Here is an 18,687-nt window from a genome sequence, read left to right as displayed (position 1 = left end):
GGAGCCGGCCGCGTGCGCCTCGTCCAGATACAGCAGCACGTCCTTGGTCATCAGCCCGGTGGCGAAGCCGTAGTCCAAGGTGCGGGGCAGCACCGCCCGCGGGAACTTGTCCCGGCTGGCGTGGGTGTCGGCGGAGCTGGCGATGTTCCGCGGCGACGGTGACGAGGCCGTCGGCCACGCCGAACGAGGAGTGCGGCTGGCCGCCGACCAACCGTCGGCGCGTCACGCGGTCAAGTCCCAGGTGGTCCTCGCGGCGGCGCTGTGCAGTCGCGGCGACCTCGATGGTTCCCGCCGGGAAGCGGTGGCCGCGCTGGGCCGGGCGCGGGACCACGGCCTGGTGCCGCTGCAGTGGGCGGTCGCCTCTCTGCTCGCCGACATCACCTCCCCGGCCGGCGCCGGCGACCGTTCATCGGCGCAGATCGGCGAGCTGCGCGACACCGCCGCCGAGACCGTGACGAGATGGGGCGGCGTGTGGCGCCGGAGGTAACCGGGTTGTCGCCACCTTGATCGTTATTGTTTAGCTGAGCCGACACCGACTTGGTACCGACTGATATGCCACCTCCCCTCCGGGATGTGTCCCCGACGTAACGCTGGAGATCCTGCTCACGATGACAATTTCGGGAGAACGTCTCGATGCTGTCGTCGCTGAAGCCGTCGGCGGTGACCGGGACGCACTCCGGGAGGTGCTGGAGACCATCCGCCCCCTCGTCGTCCGGTACTGCCGGGCCAGGGTGGGGACCGCGGAACGCAGCGGTCTTTCAGCTGATGACGTAGCTCAGGAGGTGTGCTTGGCCGCCATCACGGCGCTGCCGCGTTACAAGGATCAGGGACGACCGTTCCTGGCCTTCGTGTACGGGATCGCAGCGCACAAGGTTGCCGACGCGCATCGGGCCGCCGGGCGGAACAAGGCCGATCCGATGGATGTCGTGCCTGAGCGCTTCTCCGGCGAAGCCGGTCCGGAGCAGCTCGCGATCGACTCCGAGTCGTCCGCGCGGATGGCCAGGCTTCTGCAGGTGCTCCCCGAGAAGCAGCGCGAGATCCTGATCCTGCGTGTCGTCGTCGGCATGAGCGCGGAGGAGACCGCGGACGCCGTCGGCAGCACCGCCGGGGCCGTGCGCGTGGCCCAGCACCGCGCACTGACCAGGTTGAAGGCGGAGATCACGGCGAACGGGCGCGAACATGCCTGACTTCGGACGCTGGAACCCCGACGGCGACCCGTCGCTCAACGAGATCAATCGCACCGATCAGTTCCTCGATGCGCTCGCCGCGCAGCAGCAGCCCTACTCGACCGACCGCAGTGAGGCCGAGCTGGCGCACCTTCTGGCGGGCTGGCGCGACGACGTGCGCGAGACCCCCATGGGGCATGTGCTGACCGAGCAGGACGCGGCCGCCGCGCTGGACCGCGTGACCAAGCCGACGCGGCGCAGGCGGTTCCCGCTGGCGGTGGTCGGCACCGCTGCGGCGGCCATGCTGACCATCGGCGGCGTCGGTGCGGTGGTCGCCGGTTCGGGCCCGGGCGATGCGCTCTACGGTCTGCGCACCATGCTGTTCGGCGAGCAGACGCAGGCCCGCGACGACGCGGTGATCCTGGCCGCCCAGACCGAGATGCAGCAGGTGCAGCAACTCATCGAGCAGGGGGACTGGGAGGGCGCCCAGGCCAAACTGGAAGCCGTCACCACCACAGTGGCCACCGTCGGCGATGTCGAGCGCAAGCAGGAACTGGTCACGCAGTGGCAGGAGCTGACCGTCAAGCTCGAGGCCCAGGATCCTGCTGCGACCGTGCCGCCCGGCGCTCCGCTGCCGACGTTCCCCGAGGTGCCGGCCGTCCTTCTCGACCCGGGCACCACCGCGACCAGCGAGACCACACCGGCCCCGTCGTCGGAAACGACGACCGGCGCGACGACGACCGAGGCGACCGAGACGACCGAGACGACACCGTCGGCTCCGACGTCGGAGACCAGCGCGCAGACGACGACATCTGCACCGTCCACCGCGTCCAGCACCACTGCGCCGACGAGCACGGCTGCGCCGACGAGCACGGCTGCGCCGACGAGCACGTCGGTTCCGTCCTCGACGTCCGCGCAGGCGCCGTCACCGACCTCGACCACGGTGACGGTTCAGTCGACGACCACGACGCGTGCGCCGCTGTCGACCGCGAGTTCGACTGCCACCCCGAGTTCGGTCGCCGAGCCGTCCCCGACTGCAACGCCGTCCCCGACTGCAACGCCGACGCCGACGCCGACCCCGACCCCGACTCCGCGGCCCACGCCGACCGTCGAGGAGGAGCCGCCGGCGACGCCGACTCTGCCGCTTCCGACCACGACGACGCCGGTCATCCTGCTGCCCGGACCGGGCCAGGCGGGCTGATCAGCTTCTCGCCAATTGCGCTCTCAGCGATAGCCGTCGGAATCCGACGTCGCCTCGTTGAGGGAGGCGTCGGCATAGCCGCGGCAGTAATCCCAGGTGACGTACGAGTCGGGCTCGGGATCGTAGGCGGGTTCGTGCGGACGGACGGTGCCGTCGACCAGTAGCTGCAGCAGGTTCGCGCGCAGCATGTCCCAGTCGTGGTAGTGATCCTGCTGGCATTCGTCGCAGCAGACCACGAGACCGCGAATTCCCTTGTGCGCCAACAGTGCTTCGTAGACAGCCAGGTCGGCGAGGTCGGCCTCGACCGCGGTGCGTTCCTGCGGATCCAGCGGCTGGCCCGGCTCCAGGGCGTCGAGCGCCGCCGACGGGTCGCTCGGATCGTCGGCGAACGGGTCGGGCGGCAATCCTGGTGGCAGGTGGTCTCGCACGTTCCCAGACTACGCAGCCCCCCAGGTATCGCGCCAGCGCACGCCCGGCACGTCGCGGGGAATCAAAACTGCAGGCTCGGAGCCGATAAGATGTTGCTTTCAGGTGGTCCCGTCACCTGGCTGCATCTGTTACCGGAGGCCCCACCCATGTCGATCGCCGAAAGCAGCATCCCCATCGCCGTTCCTGTGCCCACAGGCGGCGACGACCCGACCAAGGTCGCGATGCTCGGGCTCACCTTCGACGACGTCCTGCTGCTGCCCGCGGCCTCGGACGTGATCCCGGCCACAGCGGACACCTCGAGTCAGCTGACCCGCAAGATCCGGTTGAAGGTGCCGTTGGTCAGTTCCGCGATGGACACCGTGACCGAGTCGCGGATGGCGATCGCGATGGCCCGGGCCGGCGGCATGGGCGTGCTGCACCGCAACCTGCCGGTGGCCGAGCAGGCCGGTCAGGTCGAGACCGTCAAGCGCTCCGAGGCGGGCATGGTCACCGACCCGGTCACCTGCTCGCCGGACAACACGCTGGCCGAGGTGGACGCGATGTGTGCGCGGTTCCGGATCTCCGGGTTACCGGTGGTCGATGACACCGGAGCACTCGTCGGGATCATCACCAACCGCGACATGCGCTTCGAGGTCGACCTGTCCAAGCCGGTCTCCGAGGTCATGACCAAGGCCCCGTTGATCACCGCCCAGGAAGGGGTTTCGGCGGAGGCCGCGCTCGGGCTGCTGCGCCGGCACAAGATCGAGAAGCTGCCGATCGTCGACGGCCACGGCAAGCTCACCGGGCTGATCACCGTCAAGGACTTCGTCAAGACCGAGCAGTTCCCGCTGGCCACCAAGGACAGCGACGGCCGGCTACTGGTCGGTGCCGCGGTGGGTGTCGGCGAGGACGCGTGGACGCGCGCGATGACGTTGACCGACGCCGGTGTCGACGTGCTGATCGTCGACACCGCCCATGCCCACAACCGGGGCGTGCTCGACATGGTGCACCGGCTCAAGACCGCGGTCGGGGACCGGGTCGAGGTGGTCGGCGGCAACGTCGCCACCCGCGCCGCGGCCGCCGCCCTGGTGCAGGCCGGCGCGGACGCGGTCAAGGTCGGCGTCGGACCCGGTTCGATCTGCACCACCCGGGTCGTCGCCGGCGTCGGCGCCCCGCAGATCACCGCGATCCTGGAGGCCGTCGCCGCGTGTGCGCCGCACGGTGTCCCGGTGATCGCCGACGGCGGTCTGCAGTACTCCGGCGACATCGCCAAGGCACTGGCCGCGGGCGCGTCGACGGCGATGCTGGGCTCGCTGCTGGCAGGCACCGCCGAATCGCCCGGTGAGCTGATCCTCGTCAACGGCAAGCAGTTCAAGGGCTACCGCGGCATGGGCTCGCTGGGGGCGATGCAGGGCCGGTCGAGCAGCGGAGGCGCCGCAGGCAACCTGCGCGGTAGCTACTCCAAGGACCGCTACTTCCAGGACGACGTGCTGAGCGAGGACAAGCTGGTGCCCGAGGGCATCGAGGGCCGGGTGCCGTTCCGCGGCCCGCTCTCGACGGTCATCCACCAGCTCGTCGGCGGACTGCGCGCCGCGATGGGCTACACCGGCTCGGCGACCATCGAGCAACTGCAGCAGGCGCAGTTCGTCCAGATCACCGCGGCCGGGCTCAAGGAGAGCCACCCACACGACATCACCATGACTGTGGAAGCCCCGAACTACACCACCCGCTAGGGTCTGCACGGGCCAACACAGGGGAGTGAACATGCGAGACATGGTGGAAATCGGCATGGGCCGGACCGCCCGTCGCACCTATGAACTCGACGAGATCAACATCGTGCCGTCCCGGCGCACCCGCTCGTCGAAGGACGTGTCGACGGCGTGGCAGCTCGACGCGTACCGCTTCGAGATCCCTGTGGTGGCGCACCCCACCGACGCGCTCGTGTCGGTGGAGTTCGCGATCGAGCTCGGCCGGCTCGGCGGACTCGGCGTACTCAACGGCGAGGGGCTGATCGGCCGCCACGCCGACGTGGACGACAAGATCGCGCAGGTGGTCGACGCCGCCGAGAAGGATCCCGATCCATCGGCGTCGACCCGGCTGCTGCAGGAATTACATTCGGCCCCACTGGATCTCGATCTGCTGGGATCCGCGGTGGCGCGTATCCGCGAGGCCGGGGTCACCACCGCGGTGCGGGTCAGCCCGCAGAACGCGCAGGCGCTGACCCCGACGCTGGTGGCCGCGGGCATCGACCTGCTCGTCATCCAGGGCACCATCATCTCCGCCGAGCGGGTCGCGCAGGGGCGCGACGGCGCCGGGGAACCGCTCAACTTGAAGACGTTCATCTCCGAACTCGACGTGCCGGTGGTGGCCGGCGGTGTGCTCGACCACCGCACCGCACTGCACCTCATGCGCACCGGCGCCGCCGGCGTGATCGTCGGCTACGGCTCCACCGACGGGGTCACCACGTCCGACGAGGTGCTCGGCATCAGTGTGCCGATGGCCACCGCGATCGCCGACGCCGCCGCGGCACGCCGCGAGTACCTCGACGAGACGGGTGGGCGCTATGTGCACGTGCTTGCCGACGGGGACATCCACACCTCCGGTGACCTGGCGAAGGCGATTGCGTGCGGTGCCGACGCGGTCGTGCTCGGCACACCGCTGGCGGTGTCGGCCGAGGCGCTCGGCGGCGGCTGGTTCTGGCCCGCCGCGGCCGCGCACCCGTCGCTGCCAACGCGGCGAGACCGCCGCCGACGTGACGCCGATGAACAGCGCCATCTACTTCCTGCTCGGGCTCTATGCGTTGCTGATCACCGTCGACGATTCCGCAGGCCGCGCCGCACTGGTCGACGACTACCTGGCCCGGACGCTGCGCAGCATGCGGTGACGGCCCGTCAGCGCCCGACGGTCAGCCCGACCTTCTGGAACTCCTTGAGATCGCAGTAGCCGGCCTTGGCCATCGACCGGGCCAAGCCCCCGACCAGGTTCAGCGAACCGAACGGATCGTCGACGGTGATCAGCAACGCATAGAGCCCGAGCAGGAAGTAGATGGCGCTGTTCATCGGCGTCACGTCGGCGGCGGTCTCGCCGCGTTGGCGGGCGTGCTCGATCTGGTCGGCGACCAGCACGATGAGCGGGTGGTCGGCACCGTGCTCGGCCGGTGGACGGGTCGGCGAGAAGTGCAGCGCCAGGAAGTCCTTGAACAGCAGCCCACCCAACCGGCGCTCGAGCCCCATCACCAGATCGGCGGCCTCGCGCAGCGTCGCGGCCAGATCGGGCCCGGTCTTGGCGTATGCGGCGAACCGTTTGGCGATGCGGTCTTCCTCCCTGCGCTCGAGCTCGAGCAGGACGTGTTCCTTGGTCGGGAAGTGGAAGAAGAAGGTGCCGTGGGCGACCCCTGCGGCGGCGACGATCGCCCCGACGTCGGCCTCGTCCTTGCCGGCGCGCTTGAACTCGGCGATCGCGGCGCCCAACAAGCGTTCCCGGGTCTGCAGGCGTTTCGCCTCACGCGCTGTGATGCCCCCGGAGGACTGAGCTGCCACGACCACCGACACTATCGGTTTGCCGAGTTAGGGTCGCCTCGCTAGTGGGTTACCGGCCGGTAAGTTCATACTGTCCCCGTGAAGCCTGACTATGACGTGCTGATCATCGGCTCGGGGTTCGGCGGCAGCGTGAGCGCGTTGCGGCTGACGGAGAAGGGTTACCGGGTCGGCGTGCTGGAGGCCGGCCGGCGCTACGCCGACGAGGAGTTCGCCAAGACGTCCTGGAATCTGCGGAAGTTCCTGTGGGCGCCGCAGTTCGGGATGTACGGGATTCAGCGCATCCACCTGTTGCGCAACGTGATGATCCTGGCCGGGGCCGGTGTCGGCGGCGGATCGCTGAACTACGCGAACACGTTGTATGTGCCGCCGAAGCCGTTCTTCAACGATGCGCAGTGGAAGGACATCACCGACTGGCGGGCCGAGTTGATGCCGCACTACGACCAGGCGCAGCGGATGCTGGGCGTGGTCACGAATCCGACCTTCACCGACGCCGACCGCATCATGAAAGAGGTCGCCGAGGACATGGGCGTCGGCGACACCTTCGTGCCCACACCGGTCGGGGTGTTCTTCGGTCCCGACAACCAGAAGACGCCGGGCAAAACCGTGCCCGATCCGTACTTCGGCGGGGTCGGCCCCGCGCGCACCGGGTGCATCGAGTGCGGGTCGTGCATGACCGGCTGCCGTTACGGGGCCAAGAACACGCTGCTGAAGAACTACCTGGGACTGGCCGAGAAAGCCGGCGCGGAGGTGCACCCGTTGACCATGGTCACCGGGTTCGAGCAGCGCCCCGACGGGCTGTGGGAGGTGCGGACCAAGCGCACCGGCAGCAAGCTGCGCCGCCGGCCCAGGACGTTCACCGCCAACCAGCTGATCCTGGCCGCCGGCACCTACGGCACGCAGAAGCTGCTGTTCAAGATGCGCGATCAGGGCAAGCTGCCCGAGCTCTCCGACCGGCTCGGCGTGCTCACCCGCACCAACTCGGAGTCCATCGTCGGCGCCGGGCGGCTCAAGGTCGGCGACGACCTCGACCTCACCCACGGCGTCGCGATCACGTCGTCGATCCACCCGACGCCCGACACCCACGTCGAGCCGGTGCGCTACGGCAAGGGATCCAACGCGATGGGGCTGCTGCAGACGCTGATGACCGACGGCGCCGGACCGCTGGGCACCGACGTGCCGCGGTGGCGGCAGCTGATCGAGACCGCACGGCAGGATCCTCGCGGGACGCTGCGGCTGCTCAATCCGCGCCGGTGGAGCGAACGCACGATGATCGCGCTGGTCATGCAGCACCTCGACAACTCGATCACCACTTTCACCCGCAAGACCAGGTTCGGCTTCCGCATGCTCGACAGCAAGCAGGGCCACGGCGAACCCAACCCGACCTGGATCCCGGCGGGCAATGAGGTCACCCGGCGGATCGCCGAGAAGATCGACGGCGTCGCCGGAGGCACCTGGGGCGAGCTGTTCAACATCCCGCTGACCGCACACTTCCTCGGCGGAGCGGCCATCGGCGACAGCCCCGAACACGGCGTCATCGACCCCTACCACCGGGTGTACGGCTACCCGAGCCTGTCGGTGATGGACGGCGCGGCGATCTCGGCGAACCTCGGGGTGAACCCGTCGCTGTCGATCACCGCCCAGGCCGAGCGGGCGGCCTCGCTGTGGCCGAACAAGGGCGAAGCGGATCTGCGTCCTGCGCAGGGGCAGCCGTATCGCCGGCTGTCACCGGTCGCGCCGGCGCACCCGGTCGTGCCGGCCGACGCGCCGGCCGCGCTGCGCCGGATCCCGATCGAACCCGTCAACTCTGCCGGCTAATTTTGTTAGCTTCCCGGAGTGGCGCCGCTCCTGAGAAGCACATTGGCCGTTGCAATCATCGCCGGGTGGGTGGCGGCATCCGGGGTTGCCTGTGGATCGACCGGCTCGTCGGAAAGTTCTGTGGTGCCGGGTTCGGGGGCGGTCGCGGCGCCGAACTTCACCTGCCGAGGGCACGACGGGACACCCGTCAAGAGCGAGGCGGTCCGGGACGAAGCCGAGGACGTTCCCGAAGAGGACGTCACCGAGATCGCAGGCGGTGTCTACGGCGATCCTGAAGCCGCCACCCGTTACTGGGCCGAGCAGAGCGAGGGGGACTGCGGTCTGATGGCCACCCGCATGGTGATCGGCGAGATCACCGGCGCGCCGCCCACCGAACGCGAGATCATCGACCTGGCCGCCGAGACGCCGAGCCAGTGTTCACCTGGTGAACCGGTGTACGACGAGAGCTTCGACCCGTCCGACGGCGGCATAGGGCACGGCACCTGTGCCCGGGATCTACCGTTGCTGCTCGACCACTTCGGTATCGACGCGGACTACACGAACGACGACGAAGCCGCGGACGGCGGCCTCGACACCGGCCTCGATGCGCTGGCGGACTACCTGGGCAACGGGCAGCAGGCGATGGCGTGCGTGAACTCCCGCATCATCTGGGACACCGACGGCGACCGGACCAACTGTGGCCACATGATCACCGTCGCCGCCATCGACTTCGACAACGACATCGTCTACCTCGGCGACAGCGGCGGTGCGGACACCCGCGGTGAGCAGGTGAGCATCGATACCTTCGAATCGGCCTGGGCCACAGGTGATCACGAGCTCGTCGTGACCCGCTGAACGGCGGAGCGGATCAGCACCACAGTTCGCGGCCGGACACCACCACCCACCTTCGCCTCATCCAGTGCGGCGGGGCGCCCGTCGGTGCAGTCGCTCGTCGCCACGCCACCCCCCAGCGAACCCGATGCGTGGCAGGCGCCGGACCGCCCGCCGTGTTCGTGTCGGTCAAACGTACTAATTCCGCCGCCGCGATCAGATTCCGCAACTTCGCCGGGTTTTTCTGTCGCAGCCGTCGGAGGGCTGAGATTAAATACCCGCAGGGAGGTGGACATTCGTCAGAGAGTGTCCATCGGGGGGAGGTACGGGGGATGTCCGGCGAGGACGGCGCTCGGCGACCGGTGCGGATCGTCATCATCGACGATCACGACGTCGTTCATGCGGGGATTCAGGCGTGGAGCGCGGACGCCGACCCGCCCATCGAGGTCGTCGACAGCTTCACGCGGCCGGCCGAGTACCTCACCAAGTACCCGGCGGGCAGCCCCGACGTCGACGTGGTGCTGCTCGATCTACAGGTCGAAGGCCACCGGCCTGACTTCGAGACGCTGTCCGATCTGGCCGATCGAGACCAGCGGGTCGTCGTCTACTCACACATCACCACCGATGAGGTGATCCTGCGGTGCCTGGACCTCGGAGCGGTGACCTACCTCGTCAAGTCCGAGGGCAAGCGCCATCTGATCGAGGCCGTCCACTGCGCGCACACCGCGACGCCGTATGTGGGTCCCCGGATGGGCAAGGCCATGCTGAACGACAGCACGGTGGGGCGGATCAAGCTCAACGAGCGGGAGAAGCAGATCCTGGTCGCGTGGTTCCAGACCGAGAGCAAGGATCTCGTCGCGAAGCGGTTGTTCATCGCTCCGACCACCGTGCGCACCCACCTGCAGCGGGCCCGCGCGAAGTACGCCGGGGTGGGCCGGCCCGCCCCGACGAAGTCGGCGCTGCTGGCACGCGCGATCGAGGACGGGATCCTCAGCCTGCACGACCTCTACTGACCGATAATCGGTCGTTCGGGCGACAGACAGCCGTAATGTTTTCCGGCTAGCGTGGCCGGTGTTCGGGGGAATCAACGTGATCGTCGGCGGCGAAGGATTCGGCCTCGGGGGGTACGCCGAACCGCCGGCGCCCTGGCGATCACGTTGACCGGCCGGCCCAGCGCCCGGCCTTGTCAGTCCAGCACACCCCTCCGCGCGAGATGTTCGGTGAGCGGTTGAGCCGCCGCGCACAGGTGCTCGGCCATCGCGGTGCGGGCAGCCTCACCGTCGTGCGCCTTGAGTGCCGCCAAGATCCGCCGATGATCCCGCATGGACTGCTCCGGCCAGCCCTCGACGGTCGGGTACACCGATTCCAGCGCGAATTTCGTGATCTGGCCCATCAATTGGGCGAGTTTCGGGGATTCCGCGGCCAGATTGACGCCGCGGTGGAACTCGTGGTTCAGCCGCACCGCCTGCTCGTGATCACCATCGGCGTACGCCGCCTCCAGCTGGCGTTCGACACGTTCGAGTTCGGCCAGTTGGGCGTCGGTGATCTGACCCGCCGCACGCGAGGCCAACTGACCGCCGATGTAGGCCTGAATCCCGGCGACGTCGTCGATGTCGCGGCGGGTGACGGGCAGCACCACGAAGCCGCGGCGTGGCTGCTGGGTCAGCAACCCTTCCGCGCTCAACCCGAACAGGGCCTCCCGCACCGGGGTGACGCTGATGCCGAGTTCGGCCGCGAGCTGGTCGAGGCGGATGAACTGGCCCGCCGGGTAGGTGCCGTCGAAGATCCGCCGCCGGACCAGGCGCGCCACATCCTCGGTCAGCTGTGGCCGTGCGGCGAAGTCGGGGATGCTCACGCGCGTCAGATCCGGTAGTCGGCCAGCAGTCGCTTGCTGATGATGTTCTTCTGGATCTCGCTGGTGCCCTCGCCGATCAGCAGGAACGGTGCGTCGCGCATCAGCCGCTCGATCTCGTACTCCTTCGAGTAGCCGTAACCGCCGTGGATGCGGAAACTCTGCTGGGTGACCTCGGCGCACACCTCGCTGGCGAAGTACTTCGCCATGCCTGCCGCCACGTCGTTGCGTTCGCCGGAGTCCTTCAGTCGGGCCGCGTTGACCATCATCAGGTGGGCGGCCTCGACTTTGGTTGCCATTTCGGCCAATTGGAACGCGATGGCCTGGTGCTCGGCGATCGGCTTGCCGAATGTCTGACGCTGCTGGGCGTAGCGGGCGGCCAACTCGAACGCCCGGATACCGACACCGCAGGCGCGGGCGGAGACGTTGACCCGTCCGACCTCGACACCGTCCATCATCTGGAAGAAACCCTGCCCGGGTGCCTCGCCGAGGATGTCGCTGGCCCTGGCCTGATAGCCGTCGAAGATCAGCTCGGTGGTGTCGATGCCCTTGTAGCCGAGCTTGTCCAGCTTGCCGGGGATGGTCAACCCCGGCACGACTTCGCCGAACCCCGTCGGCTTCTCGACCAGGAACGCGGTCAGGTTGCGGTGCGGTTTGTCGGCTCCCTCGTCGGTGCGCACCAGCGCGGCGACCAGCGTCGAACTGCCGCCGTTGGTCAGCCACATCTTCTGTCCGTCGATGGTGTACGTGCCGTCGCCGTTGTTGCGGGCCCGGGTCCGGATGGCCGCCACGTCGGACCCCAGTTCGGGCTCCGACATCGAGAACGCGCCGCGGGTCTCGCCGGTGGCCATCCGCGGCAGATGGTGGCTCTTCTGCGCATCGGTGCCGTGCTGGCGGATCATGTACGCGACGATGAAGTGGGTGTTGATCACCCCGGAGACGCTCATCCAGCCGCGGGCGAGTTCCTCCACGCACAGGGCGTAGGTCAGCAGCGACTCCCCGAGCCCGCCGTACTCCTCGGGGATCATCAGGCCGAACAGGCCCATCTCGCGCATCGCGTCGACGATGGCCTGGGGATAGGTGTCGGCGTGCTCGAGGTCCTGTGCGGTAGGGATGACTTCCTTGTCGACGAATTGCCTTACCGTCGAGACGATCTCGGTCTGGAACTCGGTCAGCCCCAGTGTCTGCGCCAGTCTGGTCACCGGGCCACCCTCTCGAAGACCGCGGCCAGTCCCTGCCCGCCGCCGATGCACATGGTCTCCAGGCCGTAGCGGCCGTCGCGGCGGTGAAGCTCCCGGGCCAGCGTGGCGAGCATCCGGCCGCCGGTGGCCCCCACCGGATGCCCCAGCGAGATGCCCGAGCCGTGGACGTTCGTGCGGTCCAGGTCGGCCGGGGTGAACTTCCACTCCCGCATGCAGGCCAGCGCCTGGGCGGCGAACGCCTCGTTGAGCTCGATCAGGTCCATGTCGGCCAGGCTCAGTCCGGCCCTGGCCAGTGCGACCTCGGTGGCGGGGACGGGGCCGATGCCCATCACGTTGGGGGCGACCCCGGCGACGCCCCACGACACGATCCGCACCAGTGGGCGCAGCCCGAGCTCGTCGGCCTTCTCAGGTGTGGTCACCAGGCACATCGACGCGGCGTCGTTCTGGCCGCTCGAGTTCCCGGCCGTCACCGTGGCCTCCGGATCCGACTTGCCCAGAATCGGTTTGAGCTTGGCCAGGGATTCCACCGAGGTGTCGGCGCGGGGATGTTCGTCGGTGTCGATGACCTCGTCCCCGGACCGGCGCTTGACGGTGACGGGGACGATCGTCTCGGCCAGCAGCCCGTCCTTCTGCGCCGTGACAGCCCGCTGGTGCGACAGCACGGCGAGTTCGTCCTGCTCCTGACGCGGGATGGCGTACTCGCGCCGCAGATTCTCCGCGGTCTCGATCATCCCGCCCGGCACCGGATAGTTCCTGCCGCCTGCGGTGGTACGCCCGCGGGTCAGCGCGTCGTGCACGGTGATGCCGCCCCGTGCGCCGCCCCACCGCATGTCGGTCGAGTGGAACACCACGTTGCTCATCGATTCCGCGCCGCCGGCGACGACGAGATCGTTGCTGCCACAGGCGACCTGCATGGCCGCCTGGATCACGGCCTGCAGCCCGGAGCCGCACCTGCGGTCGATCTGCATGCCCGGAACGGTCACCGGCAGCCCCGCGTCCAGCGCGATCACCCGGCCGATCGCGGGCGCCTCCATGCTCGGATAGCAGTGCCCGACGATGACGTCCTCGACGGCTTCCGGCGCGACGCCCGTGCGGGCGAGCAGCCCCTGCAGCGCCGTGACCCCGAGTTCGACGGCGGTCAGCGACGTGAACATCCCGTGGTAGCGCCCGATCGGGGTGCGCACGGGTTCGCAGATGACCGCATCGCGCATCACAGGTGCCGTCCGCCGGTGACTTCGAGGACCGTGCCGGTCATGTACGACGACAGGTTCGACGCCAGGAACAGCGCGACGTTGGCGACCTCCTCGGGCTCGCCGGCACGGCCCAGCGGGACCTCGGCCACCTTGGAATCCCAGATGCGTTGCGGCATGGCCTCGGTCATCGCCGACCGGATGAGGCCCGGCTGGATGGCGTTGACCCTGACCCCGAGGTAGGCGAGCTCCTTGGAGGCCGCCTTGGTCATGCCGACGATGCCGGCCTTGGCGGCCGAGTAGTTGGTCTGACCGACCATCCCGACCTTGCCGGAGATCGACGACATGTTCACGATCGCGCCGCTCTTCTGCTCCCGCATCACCGCCGCGGCGGCCCGCAGCCCGTTCCAGGTGCCCTTCAGGTGCACGGCGATCACCTGGTCGAACTGTTCCTCGGTCATCTTGCGCATCGTCGCGTCGCGGGTGATGCCCGCGTTGTTGACCATGATGTCCAGGGATCCGAAACTGTCCACCGCGGCCGCGACGAGCGCCTCGACTTCAGCGGAGTCGGTGACGTCGCACCGGACGGCGCGGGCCACGTCCGGGCCGCCCAGTTTCTCCGCGGCCGCCTCGGTGGCGTCGAGGTTCACGTCGCCGACCACCACCCGCGCGCCTTCGTCGACGAACCGTTGCGCGATCGCGAAGCCCAGCCCCTGAGCTCCTCCGGTGATCACCGCGACTTGACCTGAGAGCAACGACACCTGTCCACCCATCTTCTGGCTCCGGGCACGGGGCGGCACCCCGCTTTTGCTATTGGATATACGATACCTGAAACCTGTCGGGGTAGAGGAGCGCGATGACCCACGAAGTCGGCGACGACGATTTTCAGGAGATCCTGGCGCAGACGCGCAGTTTCATCCGCACGGCCGTGGTGCCGCGGGAGACCGAGATCCTCAGCGGTGACAAGGTGCCCGACGATCTGCGCGACCAGGCGAAGAAGATGGGCCTGTTCGGCTACGCGATCCCCCAGGAGTGGGGCGGACTCGGGCTGAACCTGGCCCAGGACGTCGAGTTGGCCATGGAGTTCGGTTACACGTCGCTGGCGCTGCGATCGATGTTCGGCACCAACAACGGCATCGCCGGTCAGGTGCTGGTCGGGTTCGGGACCGACGAACAGAAGAGCCGCTGGCTCGACGGCATCGCGTCCGGAGAGGTGGTGGCGTCCTTCGCGCTCACCGAACCGGGTGCGGGATCCAACCCGGCCGGTCTGCGCACCAAGGCCGTGCGCGACGGTGACGACTGGATCATCAACGGCGAGAAGCGGTTCATCACCAACGCGCCGACGGCCGATCTGTTCGTGACGTTCGCCCGCAGCCGGCCGGCCGACGAGCGCGGCGCGGGGATCGCCGTGTTCCTGGTGCCTGCCGACGCGCCGGGGGTCCAGGTCGGGCCCAAGGACGCGAAGATGGGCCAGGAGGGGGCGTGGACCGCCGATGTGACGTTCACCGACGTACGGGTGTCCAGCAGCGCGCTCGTCGGTGGCAGCGAGGACGTGGGCTACCGGGCCGCGATGACGTCGCTGGCGCGCGGCCGGGTCCACATCGCGGCGCTGGCGGTCGGCGCCGCACAGCGCGCGCTCGACGAGTCGGTGGCGTACGCCGCCAGTGCGACCCAGGGCGGCACCCCGATCGGGGACTTCCAGCTCGTGCAGGCGATGATCGCCGACCAGCAGACCGGCGTCATGGCCGGGCGCGCCCTGGTTCGCGACGCCGCCCGCAAATGGGTCTCCGGTGAGGACCGGCGTATCGCGCCGTCGGCGGCCAAGCTGTTCTGCACCGAAATGGCAGGCAACGTCGCCGATCTCGCGGTGCAGGTGCACGGCGGCACCGGCTACATGCGCGAGGTCCCGGTCGAGCGGATCTACCGGGAAGTCCGCCTGTTGCGCCTCTACGAGGGAACCAGCGAGATCCAGCGCCTCATCATCGGCGGTGGGTTGATCAAAGCCGAGCAGAAGAAAGCCAAGGAGGGTCGATGACCGGACGGCTGACCGGGAAGGTCGCCTTCATCACCGGAGCGGCCCGCGGCCAGGGCCGCGCCCACGCGGTGCGGATGGCCAGGGAGGGCGCCGATGTCATCGCCGTCGACCTGGCCGGGCCGTTACCGCCCAGCGTGCCCTACGATTCGGCGACGCCACAGGATCTGGCCGAGACGGTGCGACTGGTGGAGGCCACCGGCAGGCGCATCCTGGCCACCGCCGTCGACACCCGCGACCTCGACGGGTTGCGGGCGGCCGTCGACAAGGGCGTGGCCGAGTTCGGCCGGCTCGACATCATCGTCGCCAACGCCGGCATCACGGTTCCCGAGGCGTGGAACGAAACCACGCCGGAGTCGTTCCGCGATGTCATCGACATCAACCTGACCGGCACCTGGAACACCGTGATGGCCGGCGCCCAGCACATCATCGACGGGGACCGTGGCGGTTCGATCATCCTGATCAGCTCCGCCGCCGGCATCAAGATGCAGCCGTTCATGGTGCACTACACCGCGAGCAAGCACGGGGTGACCGGACTGGCCCGCGCCTTCGCCGCCGAGCTCGGCAAACACAAGATCCGGGTGAACAGCCTGCATCCCGGAGCGGTCAACACGCCGATGGGCACCGGCGACATGATGGCCGCGCTGGTACGCGCCAACGAGACCAACCCCGGTCTGATGAACATGGTCACGCCGTTTTTGCCCGACTTCATCGCCGAACCCGAGGACATCGCCGACGCCGCGTGCTGGCTGGCCAGCGACGAATCCCGGTTCGTCACGGCGAGCCGGGTGGCCGTCGATCTCGGCGCCACCCAGTTCTGACCCGCATCACTAGACTGTCCGGGTGGAATCTGCAGCCCCCCGCCCCGTCCTGGTCGTCGACTTCGGCGCGCAGTACGCGCAGCTGATCGCCCGGCGCGTCCGTGAGGCGCGGGTGTTCTCGGAGGTCATCCCGCACACGACCACCGTCGAGGAGATCAAGGCGCGCGACCCGCGGGCGGTCGTGCTGTCCGGCGGGCCGGCCAGCGTCTACGCCGAGGGTGCCCCCCAGCTGGATCCCGGACTGTTCGACCTCGACGTCCCGGTGTTCGGGATCTGCTACGGATTCCAGGCCATGGCGCAGGCGCTGGGCGGCACGGTCGCGCACACCGGCACCAGCGAGTACGGCCGTACCGAGCTGAAAGTGGCTGGCGGGCAACTTCATACCGACCTGCCGGAGACACAGCCGGTGTGGATGAGCCACGGCGACGCGGTGACGGCCGCACCGGACGGCTTCGAAGTGGTCGCGACGAGTGCGGGGGCGCCGGTGGCGGCGTTCGAGAACCGGGACCGCCGGCTCGCCGGCGTGCAGTACCACCCCGAGGTGATGCACAGCCCGCACGGCCAACAGGTTCTCAGCCGCTTCCTGCACGAGTTCGCGGGCATCGATGCGGCCTGGACACCGGCCAACATCGCCGAGGCGCTGGTCGAGCAGGTGCGCGCCCAGATCGGTGACGGGCGGGCGATCTGCGGCCTGTCCGGCGGTGTGGACTCCGCGGTGGCGGCCGCGTTGGTGCAGCGGGCGATCGGGGATCGGCTGACCTGTGTGTTCGTCGACCACGGCCTGCTGCGCTCGGGTGAAAGGGCGCAGGTGCAGCGCGATTTCGTCGCCGCAACGGGCGCCAACCTGGTGACCGTCGACGTGGCCGACCGGTTCCTGGATGCGCTGTCGGGCGTCACCAACCCCGAGGGCAAGCGCAAGATCATCGGTCGCGAGTTCATCAGGGCGTTCGAGGGCGCGGTCCGCGACGCTGTCGACGTGTCCGGCGGTGAGGTGGAGTTCCTGGTGCAGGGCACGCTCTACCCCGATGTGGTGGAGTCCGGCGGCGGCTCGGGCACCGCCAACATCAAGAGCCACCACAACGTCGGCGGCCTGCCCGACGACCTGAAGTTCACACTCGTCGAACCGCTGCGGCTGCTGTTCAAGGACGAGGTGCGAGCGGTCGGCCGCGAACTCGGCCTGCCCGAGGAAATCGTTGCGCGCCAACCGTTCCCGGGGCCCGGTCTCGGAATCCGGATCGTCGGCGAGGTCACCGCCGAGCGCCTGGACACGTTGCGCCGCGCGGACGCCATCGCCCGCGAAGAACTGACTTCGGCCGGGCTGGACCACCAGATCTGGCAGTGCCCGGTGGTGCTGCTGGCCGACGTCCGGTCGGTGGGGGTGCAGGGCGACGGCCGCACCTACGGCCATCCCATCGTGTTGCGTCCGGTGTCCAGCGAGGACGCGATGACGGCGGACTGGACGAGGATTCCCTACGAAGTGCTGGAACGGATTTCGACCCGCATCACCAACGAGGTGCGTGAGGTCAACCGGGTGGTGCTGGACGTCACCAGCAAGCCGCCGGGCACCATCGAGTGGGAGTAGCTACTCCCCGCTCAGCGCCATGTCCCAGAACGCGACCTCATGGGACAGCACCTCGGCGATGACGTCGTCGTGACCGGCCGGCGTCGCGAGATCGCCGAGCGCCCGGACGTAGTCGGCGAAGCCGGGATCGGTCCAGTGCTCGACGAACTCGCGGTACGGCGATGACTGCGAGGACGCGGTGGTCCAGGAGAGCAGGTAGACCTTCTCGATCACCCACAGCGCGGTGATGGCGGACTCGTAGGGCGCAGAATCGAGACGCTGCAGCAGATCCCGGTAGGCCAGCGTCGCCGGCAGCGGCGGCCGGTCCATGTCGATGCCGCGTCCGGATGCCTTCGCGTCGAACCAGTCGAGCTCGGCCACCAGCGCCGAACATCCTCCGGCGAGCGTCGATTGGGCGGGACGCGGCGCCCGGGCGAGCAGCCGGGCCTGGAATGTGAGCAGATCGGCGACGAACACCGCGTCCTGCACCAGCCATCGGTTGAAGTCGGTGTCGGTGATGGTGCCGTCCCGCACGCTGTCGAGGAATCGGTGCCGGGTGGCCGCGGCCCAGAGTTCGTCAAGCACGCACCGCAGGATAGTGCGTCACTCCTCGACCGCCTGGGGTCTTGTTGACGCTGTCGGTGGGGGGGTGTTTACTGGCTCCATCGAACAAAGTTTCGAAAAACAGATGGTTCGGATGGGGTGAAAGGTGCTGTTGTGACGACGCCCAAAAGCTCGACCCGGGGTGTCGTCACACGTGCTGAGCAGGTGGAACAGCTTCGCAGACAGATTGCGTCGGTGTCCAGCAAGGTGGGCGGCTCTCGGCGCGCGGCGGCGGCCGCGTCCGACCCGTCACCGGCTCCGGATTCTTTGCTGCCGAGGCACGAATCGCTGGCTGAACTGCTTCCGGAGTCGTTGCCGCGTGGCACGGTGGCGGTCCTCTCCGGGGCCCGGTCGCTGCAACTGTGGATGCCGTAGCCCAGGCCCAGGTTCTGCGCCTCGGTCCTGTCGCGGGTGATGTCGAAGGTCTCGCCGTCGGTGAACGCGCGCGGGTCGCGGTTGGCGGCCGCTTTCATCAAAAAGACCGGCT

General features: G+C 68.8%; 15 protein-coding genes and 7 pseudogenes. 12 read left to right on the top strand and 10 right to left on the bottom strand.

Features of this window, described 5'->3' with window-relative positions; genetic code table 11:
- A pseudogene (locus ASJ79_RS31795) lies at positions 1–141 on the bottom strand (NAD-binding protein); the annotation flags it as partial.
- On the opposite strand from ASJ79_RS31795, the pseudogene ASJ79_RS30220 reads away from it, so the two are divergent.
- From ASJ79_RS30220 to ASJ79_RS30210, 3 genes and pseudogenes are all read left to right on the top strand, one after another.
- Positions 113–487: pseudogene (locus tag ASJ79_RS30220) on the top strand (hypothetical protein); the annotation flags it as partial. The pseudogenes ASJ79_RS31795 and ASJ79_RS30220 overlap by 29 nt on opposite strands.
- 121 nt (positions 488–608) lie before the next feature.
- Positions 609–1,187 (top strand): sigma-70 family RNA polymerase sigma factor, encoded by a 579-nt coding sequence (locus ASJ79_RS30215; protein ID WP_067963588.1) that lies wholly within the window; start codon positions 609–611, stop codon positions 1,185–1,187.
- On the top strand, positions 1,180–2,367 hold the full coding sequence (locus ASJ79_RS30210; protein WP_067963584.1) for an anti-sigma-D factor RsdA: 1,188 nt from the start codon (positions 1,180–1,182) through the stop codon (positions 2,365–2,367). The genes ASJ79_RS30215 and ASJ79_RS30210 overlap by 8 nt, the downstream gene beginning before the upstream one ends.
- Positions 2,368–2,390: 23 nt before the next feature.
- On the opposite strand, the gene ASJ79_RS30205 is transcribed toward ASJ79_RS30210, so the two are convergent.
- Entirely contained in the window at positions 2,391–2,795 is a 405-nt protein-coding gene (locus ASJ79_RS30205) for a DUF5319 domain-containing protein (protein WP_040540522.1), read from the bottom strand.
- Between the two features lie 147 nt (positions 2,796–2,942).
- On the opposite strand from ASJ79_RS30205, the gene guaB reads away from it, so the two are divergent.
- From guaB to ASJ79_RS34650, 3 genes and pseudogenes are all read left to right on the top strand, one after another.
- A complete protein-coding gene (gene guaB, locus ASJ79_RS30200) occupies positions 2,943–4,508 on the top strand; it encodes an IMP dehydrogenase (protein ID WP_067963581.1) in 1,566 nt (521 codons plus the stop codon).
- A 40-nt stretch (positions 4,509–4,548) separates the two neighbouring features.
- Positions 4,549–5,505, top strand: a pseudogene (locus ASJ79_RS30195) (GuaB3 family IMP dehydrogenase-related protein); the annotation flags it as partial.
- Positions 5,504–5,659: pseudogene (locus ASJ79_RS34650) on the top strand (TetR/AcrR family transcriptional regulator); the annotation flags it as partial. The pseudogenes ASJ79_RS30195 and ASJ79_RS34650, both read left to right, overlap by 2 nt.
- A 7-nt stretch (positions 5,660–5,666) precedes the next feature.
- Here the strand turns inward: ASJ79_RS34650 and ASJ79_RS34645 are convergent.
- Positions 5,667–5,780, bottom strand: a pseudogene (locus ASJ79_RS34645) (hypothetical protein); the annotation flags it as partial.
- A 387-nt stretch (positions 5,781–6,167) separates the two neighbouring features.
- Positions 6,168–6,314, bottom strand: a pseudogene (locus ASJ79_RS35320) (TetR/AcrR family transcriptional regulator); the annotation flags it as partial.
- Between the two features lie 78 nt (positions 6,315–6,392).
- On the opposite strand from ASJ79_RS35320, the gene ASJ79_RS30185 reads away from it, so the two are divergent.
- The 3 genes from ASJ79_RS30185 (at position 6,393) to ASJ79_RS30175 (ending at position 9,952) form a co-directional block, all read left to right on the top strand.
- A complete protein-coding gene (locus ASJ79_RS30185) occupies positions 6,393–8,129 on the top strand; it encodes an FAD-dependent oxidoreductase (RefSeq protein ID WP_067963578.1) in 1,737 nt (578 codons plus the stop codon).
- A gap of 123 nt (positions 8,130–8,252) precedes the next feature.
- Positions 8,253–8,963 carry a hypothetical protein gene (locus tag ASJ79_RS30180; protein WP_156448708.1) on the top strand — a complete coding sequence of 237 codons (711 nt, stop codon included), beginning with the start codon at positions 8,253–8,255 and terminating at the stop codon, positions 8,961–8,963.
- 308 nt (positions 8,964–9,271) lie between these two features.
- Entirely contained in the window at positions 9,272–9,952 is a 681-nt protein-coding gene (locus ASJ79_RS30175) for a response regulator transcription factor (RefSeq protein WP_067963572.1), read from the top strand.
- 173 nt (positions 9,953–10,125) lie between these two features.
- Here ASJ79_RS30175 and ASJ79_RS30170 read toward each other — a convergent pair whose 3' ends face one another.
- The 4 genes from ASJ79_RS30170 to fabG are packed head-to-tail and all read right to left on the bottom strand — an operon-like array spanning position 10,126 to position 13,956.
- A complete protein-coding gene (locus ASJ79_RS30170) occupies positions 10,126–10,794 on the bottom strand; it encodes a GntR family transcriptional regulator (protein WP_067963569.1) in 669 nt (222 codons plus the stop codon).
- Positions 10,795–10,799: 5 nt separating this feature from the next.
- Positions 10,800–11,993 (bottom strand): acyl-CoA dehydrogenase family protein, encoded by a 1,194-nt coding sequence (locus ASJ79_RS30165; protein WP_067963565.1) that lies wholly within the window; start codon positions 11,991–11,993, stop codon positions 10,800–10,802.
- On the bottom strand, positions 11,990–13,204 hold the full coding sequence (locus ASJ79_RS30160; protein WP_067963595.1) for an acetyl-CoA C-acetyltransferase: 1,215 nt from the start codon (positions 13,202–13,204) through the stop codon (positions 11,990–11,992). The genes ASJ79_RS30165 and ASJ79_RS30160 overlap by 4 nt, the downstream gene beginning before the upstream one ends.
- Positions 13,204–13,956 (bottom strand): 3-oxoacyl-ACP reductase FabG, encoded by a 753-nt coding sequence (fabG, locus tag ASJ79_RS30155; protein ID WP_156448707.1) that lies wholly within the window; start codon positions 13,954–13,956, stop codon positions 13,204–13,206. The genes ASJ79_RS30160 and fabG overlap by 1 nt, the downstream gene beginning before the upstream one ends.
- Before the next feature lie 83 nt (positions 13,957–14,039).
- On the opposite strand from fabG, the gene ASJ79_RS30150 reads away from it, so the two are divergent.
- The 3 genes from ASJ79_RS30150 to guaA are packed head-to-tail and all read left to right on the top strand — an operon-like array spanning position 14,040 to position 17,618.
- Entirely contained in the window at positions 14,040–15,218 is a 1,179-nt protein-coding gene (locus ASJ79_RS30150; RefSeq protein ID WP_067963560.1) for an acyl-CoA dehydrogenase family protein, read from the top strand.
- The gene (locus tag ASJ79_RS30145; protein WP_067963557.1) at positions 15,215–16,036 is read left to right on the top strand and encodes a mycofactocin-coupled SDR family oxidoreductase; all 822 of its coding nucleotides are present in this window, start codon (positions 15,215–15,217) and stop codon (positions 16,034–16,036) included. Before ASJ79_RS30150 ends, ASJ79_RS30145 begins: the two co-directional genes overlap by 4 nt.
- Positions 16,037–16,058: 22 nt before the next feature.
- Complete coding sequence (gene guaA, locus ASJ79_RS30140) at positions 16,059–17,618, top strand: glutamine-hydrolyzing GMP synthase (RefSeq protein WP_067963554.1); 1,560 nt, start codon at positions 16,059–16,061, stop codon at positions 17,616–17,618.
- Here the strand turns inward: guaA and ASJ79_RS30135 are convergent, their stop codons facing one another.
- Together ASJ79_RS30135 and ASJ79_RS34640 are read right to left on the bottom strand one after the other, a co-directional pair.
- The gene (locus ASJ79_RS30135) at positions 17,619–18,182 is read right to left on the bottom strand and encodes a TenA family transcriptional regulator (protein WP_067963551.1); all 564 of its coding nucleotides are present in this window, start codon (positions 18,180–18,182) and stop codon (positions 17,619–17,621) included.
- 68 nt (positions 18,183–18,250) lie between these two features.
- A pseudogene (locus tag ASJ79_RS34640) lies at positions 18,251–18,687 on the bottom strand (cytochrome P450); the annotation flags it as partial.

Origin of the sequence: Mycobacterium sp. NAZ190054 (assembly GCF_001545925.1) — a bacterium.
Classification (GTDB): Bacteria; Actinomycetota; Actinomycetes; order Mycobacteriales; family Mycobacteriaceae; genus Mycobacterium.
The sequence above is the reverse complement of the archived record's forward strand: the minus strand, read 5'-3'. Positions and strand labels throughout refer to the sequence as shown.

Excerpts from the sequence above, each read along its gene's own strand:
- ASJ79_RS30215 (WP_067963588.1), top strand. The coding sequence starts at position 609 with ATGACAATTTCGGGAGAACGTCTCGATGCTGTCGTCGCTGAAGCCGTC.
- ASJ79_RS30210 (WP_067963584.1), top strand. The coding sequence starts at position 1,180 with ATGCCTGACTTCGGACGCTGGAACCCCGACGGCGACCCGTCGCTCAAC.
- guaB (WP_067963581.1), top strand. The coding sequence starts at position 2,943 with ATGTCGATCGCCGAAAGCAGCATCCCCATCGCCGTTCCTGTGCCCACA.
- ASJ79_RS30175 (WP_067963572.1), top strand. The coding sequence starts at position 9,272 with ATGTCCGGCGAGGACGGCGCTCGGCGACCGGTGCGGATCGTCATCATC.
- ASJ79_RS30160 (WP_067963595.1), bottom strand. The coding sequence starts at position 13,204 with ATGCGCGATGCGGTCATCTGCGAACCCGTGCGCACCCCGATCGGGCGC.
- fabG (WP_156448707.1), bottom strand. The coding sequence starts at position 13,956 with ATGGGTGGACAGGTGTCGTTGCTCTCAGGTCAAGTCGCGGTGATCACC.
- ASJ79_RS30150 (WP_067963560.1), top strand. The coding sequence starts at position 14,040 with ATGACCCACGAAGTCGGCGACGACGATTTTCAGGAGATCCTGGCGCAG.
- ASJ79_RS30145 (WP_067963557.1), top strand. The coding sequence starts at position 15,215 with ATGACCGGACGGCTGACCGGGAAGGTCGCCTTCATCACCGGAGCGGCC.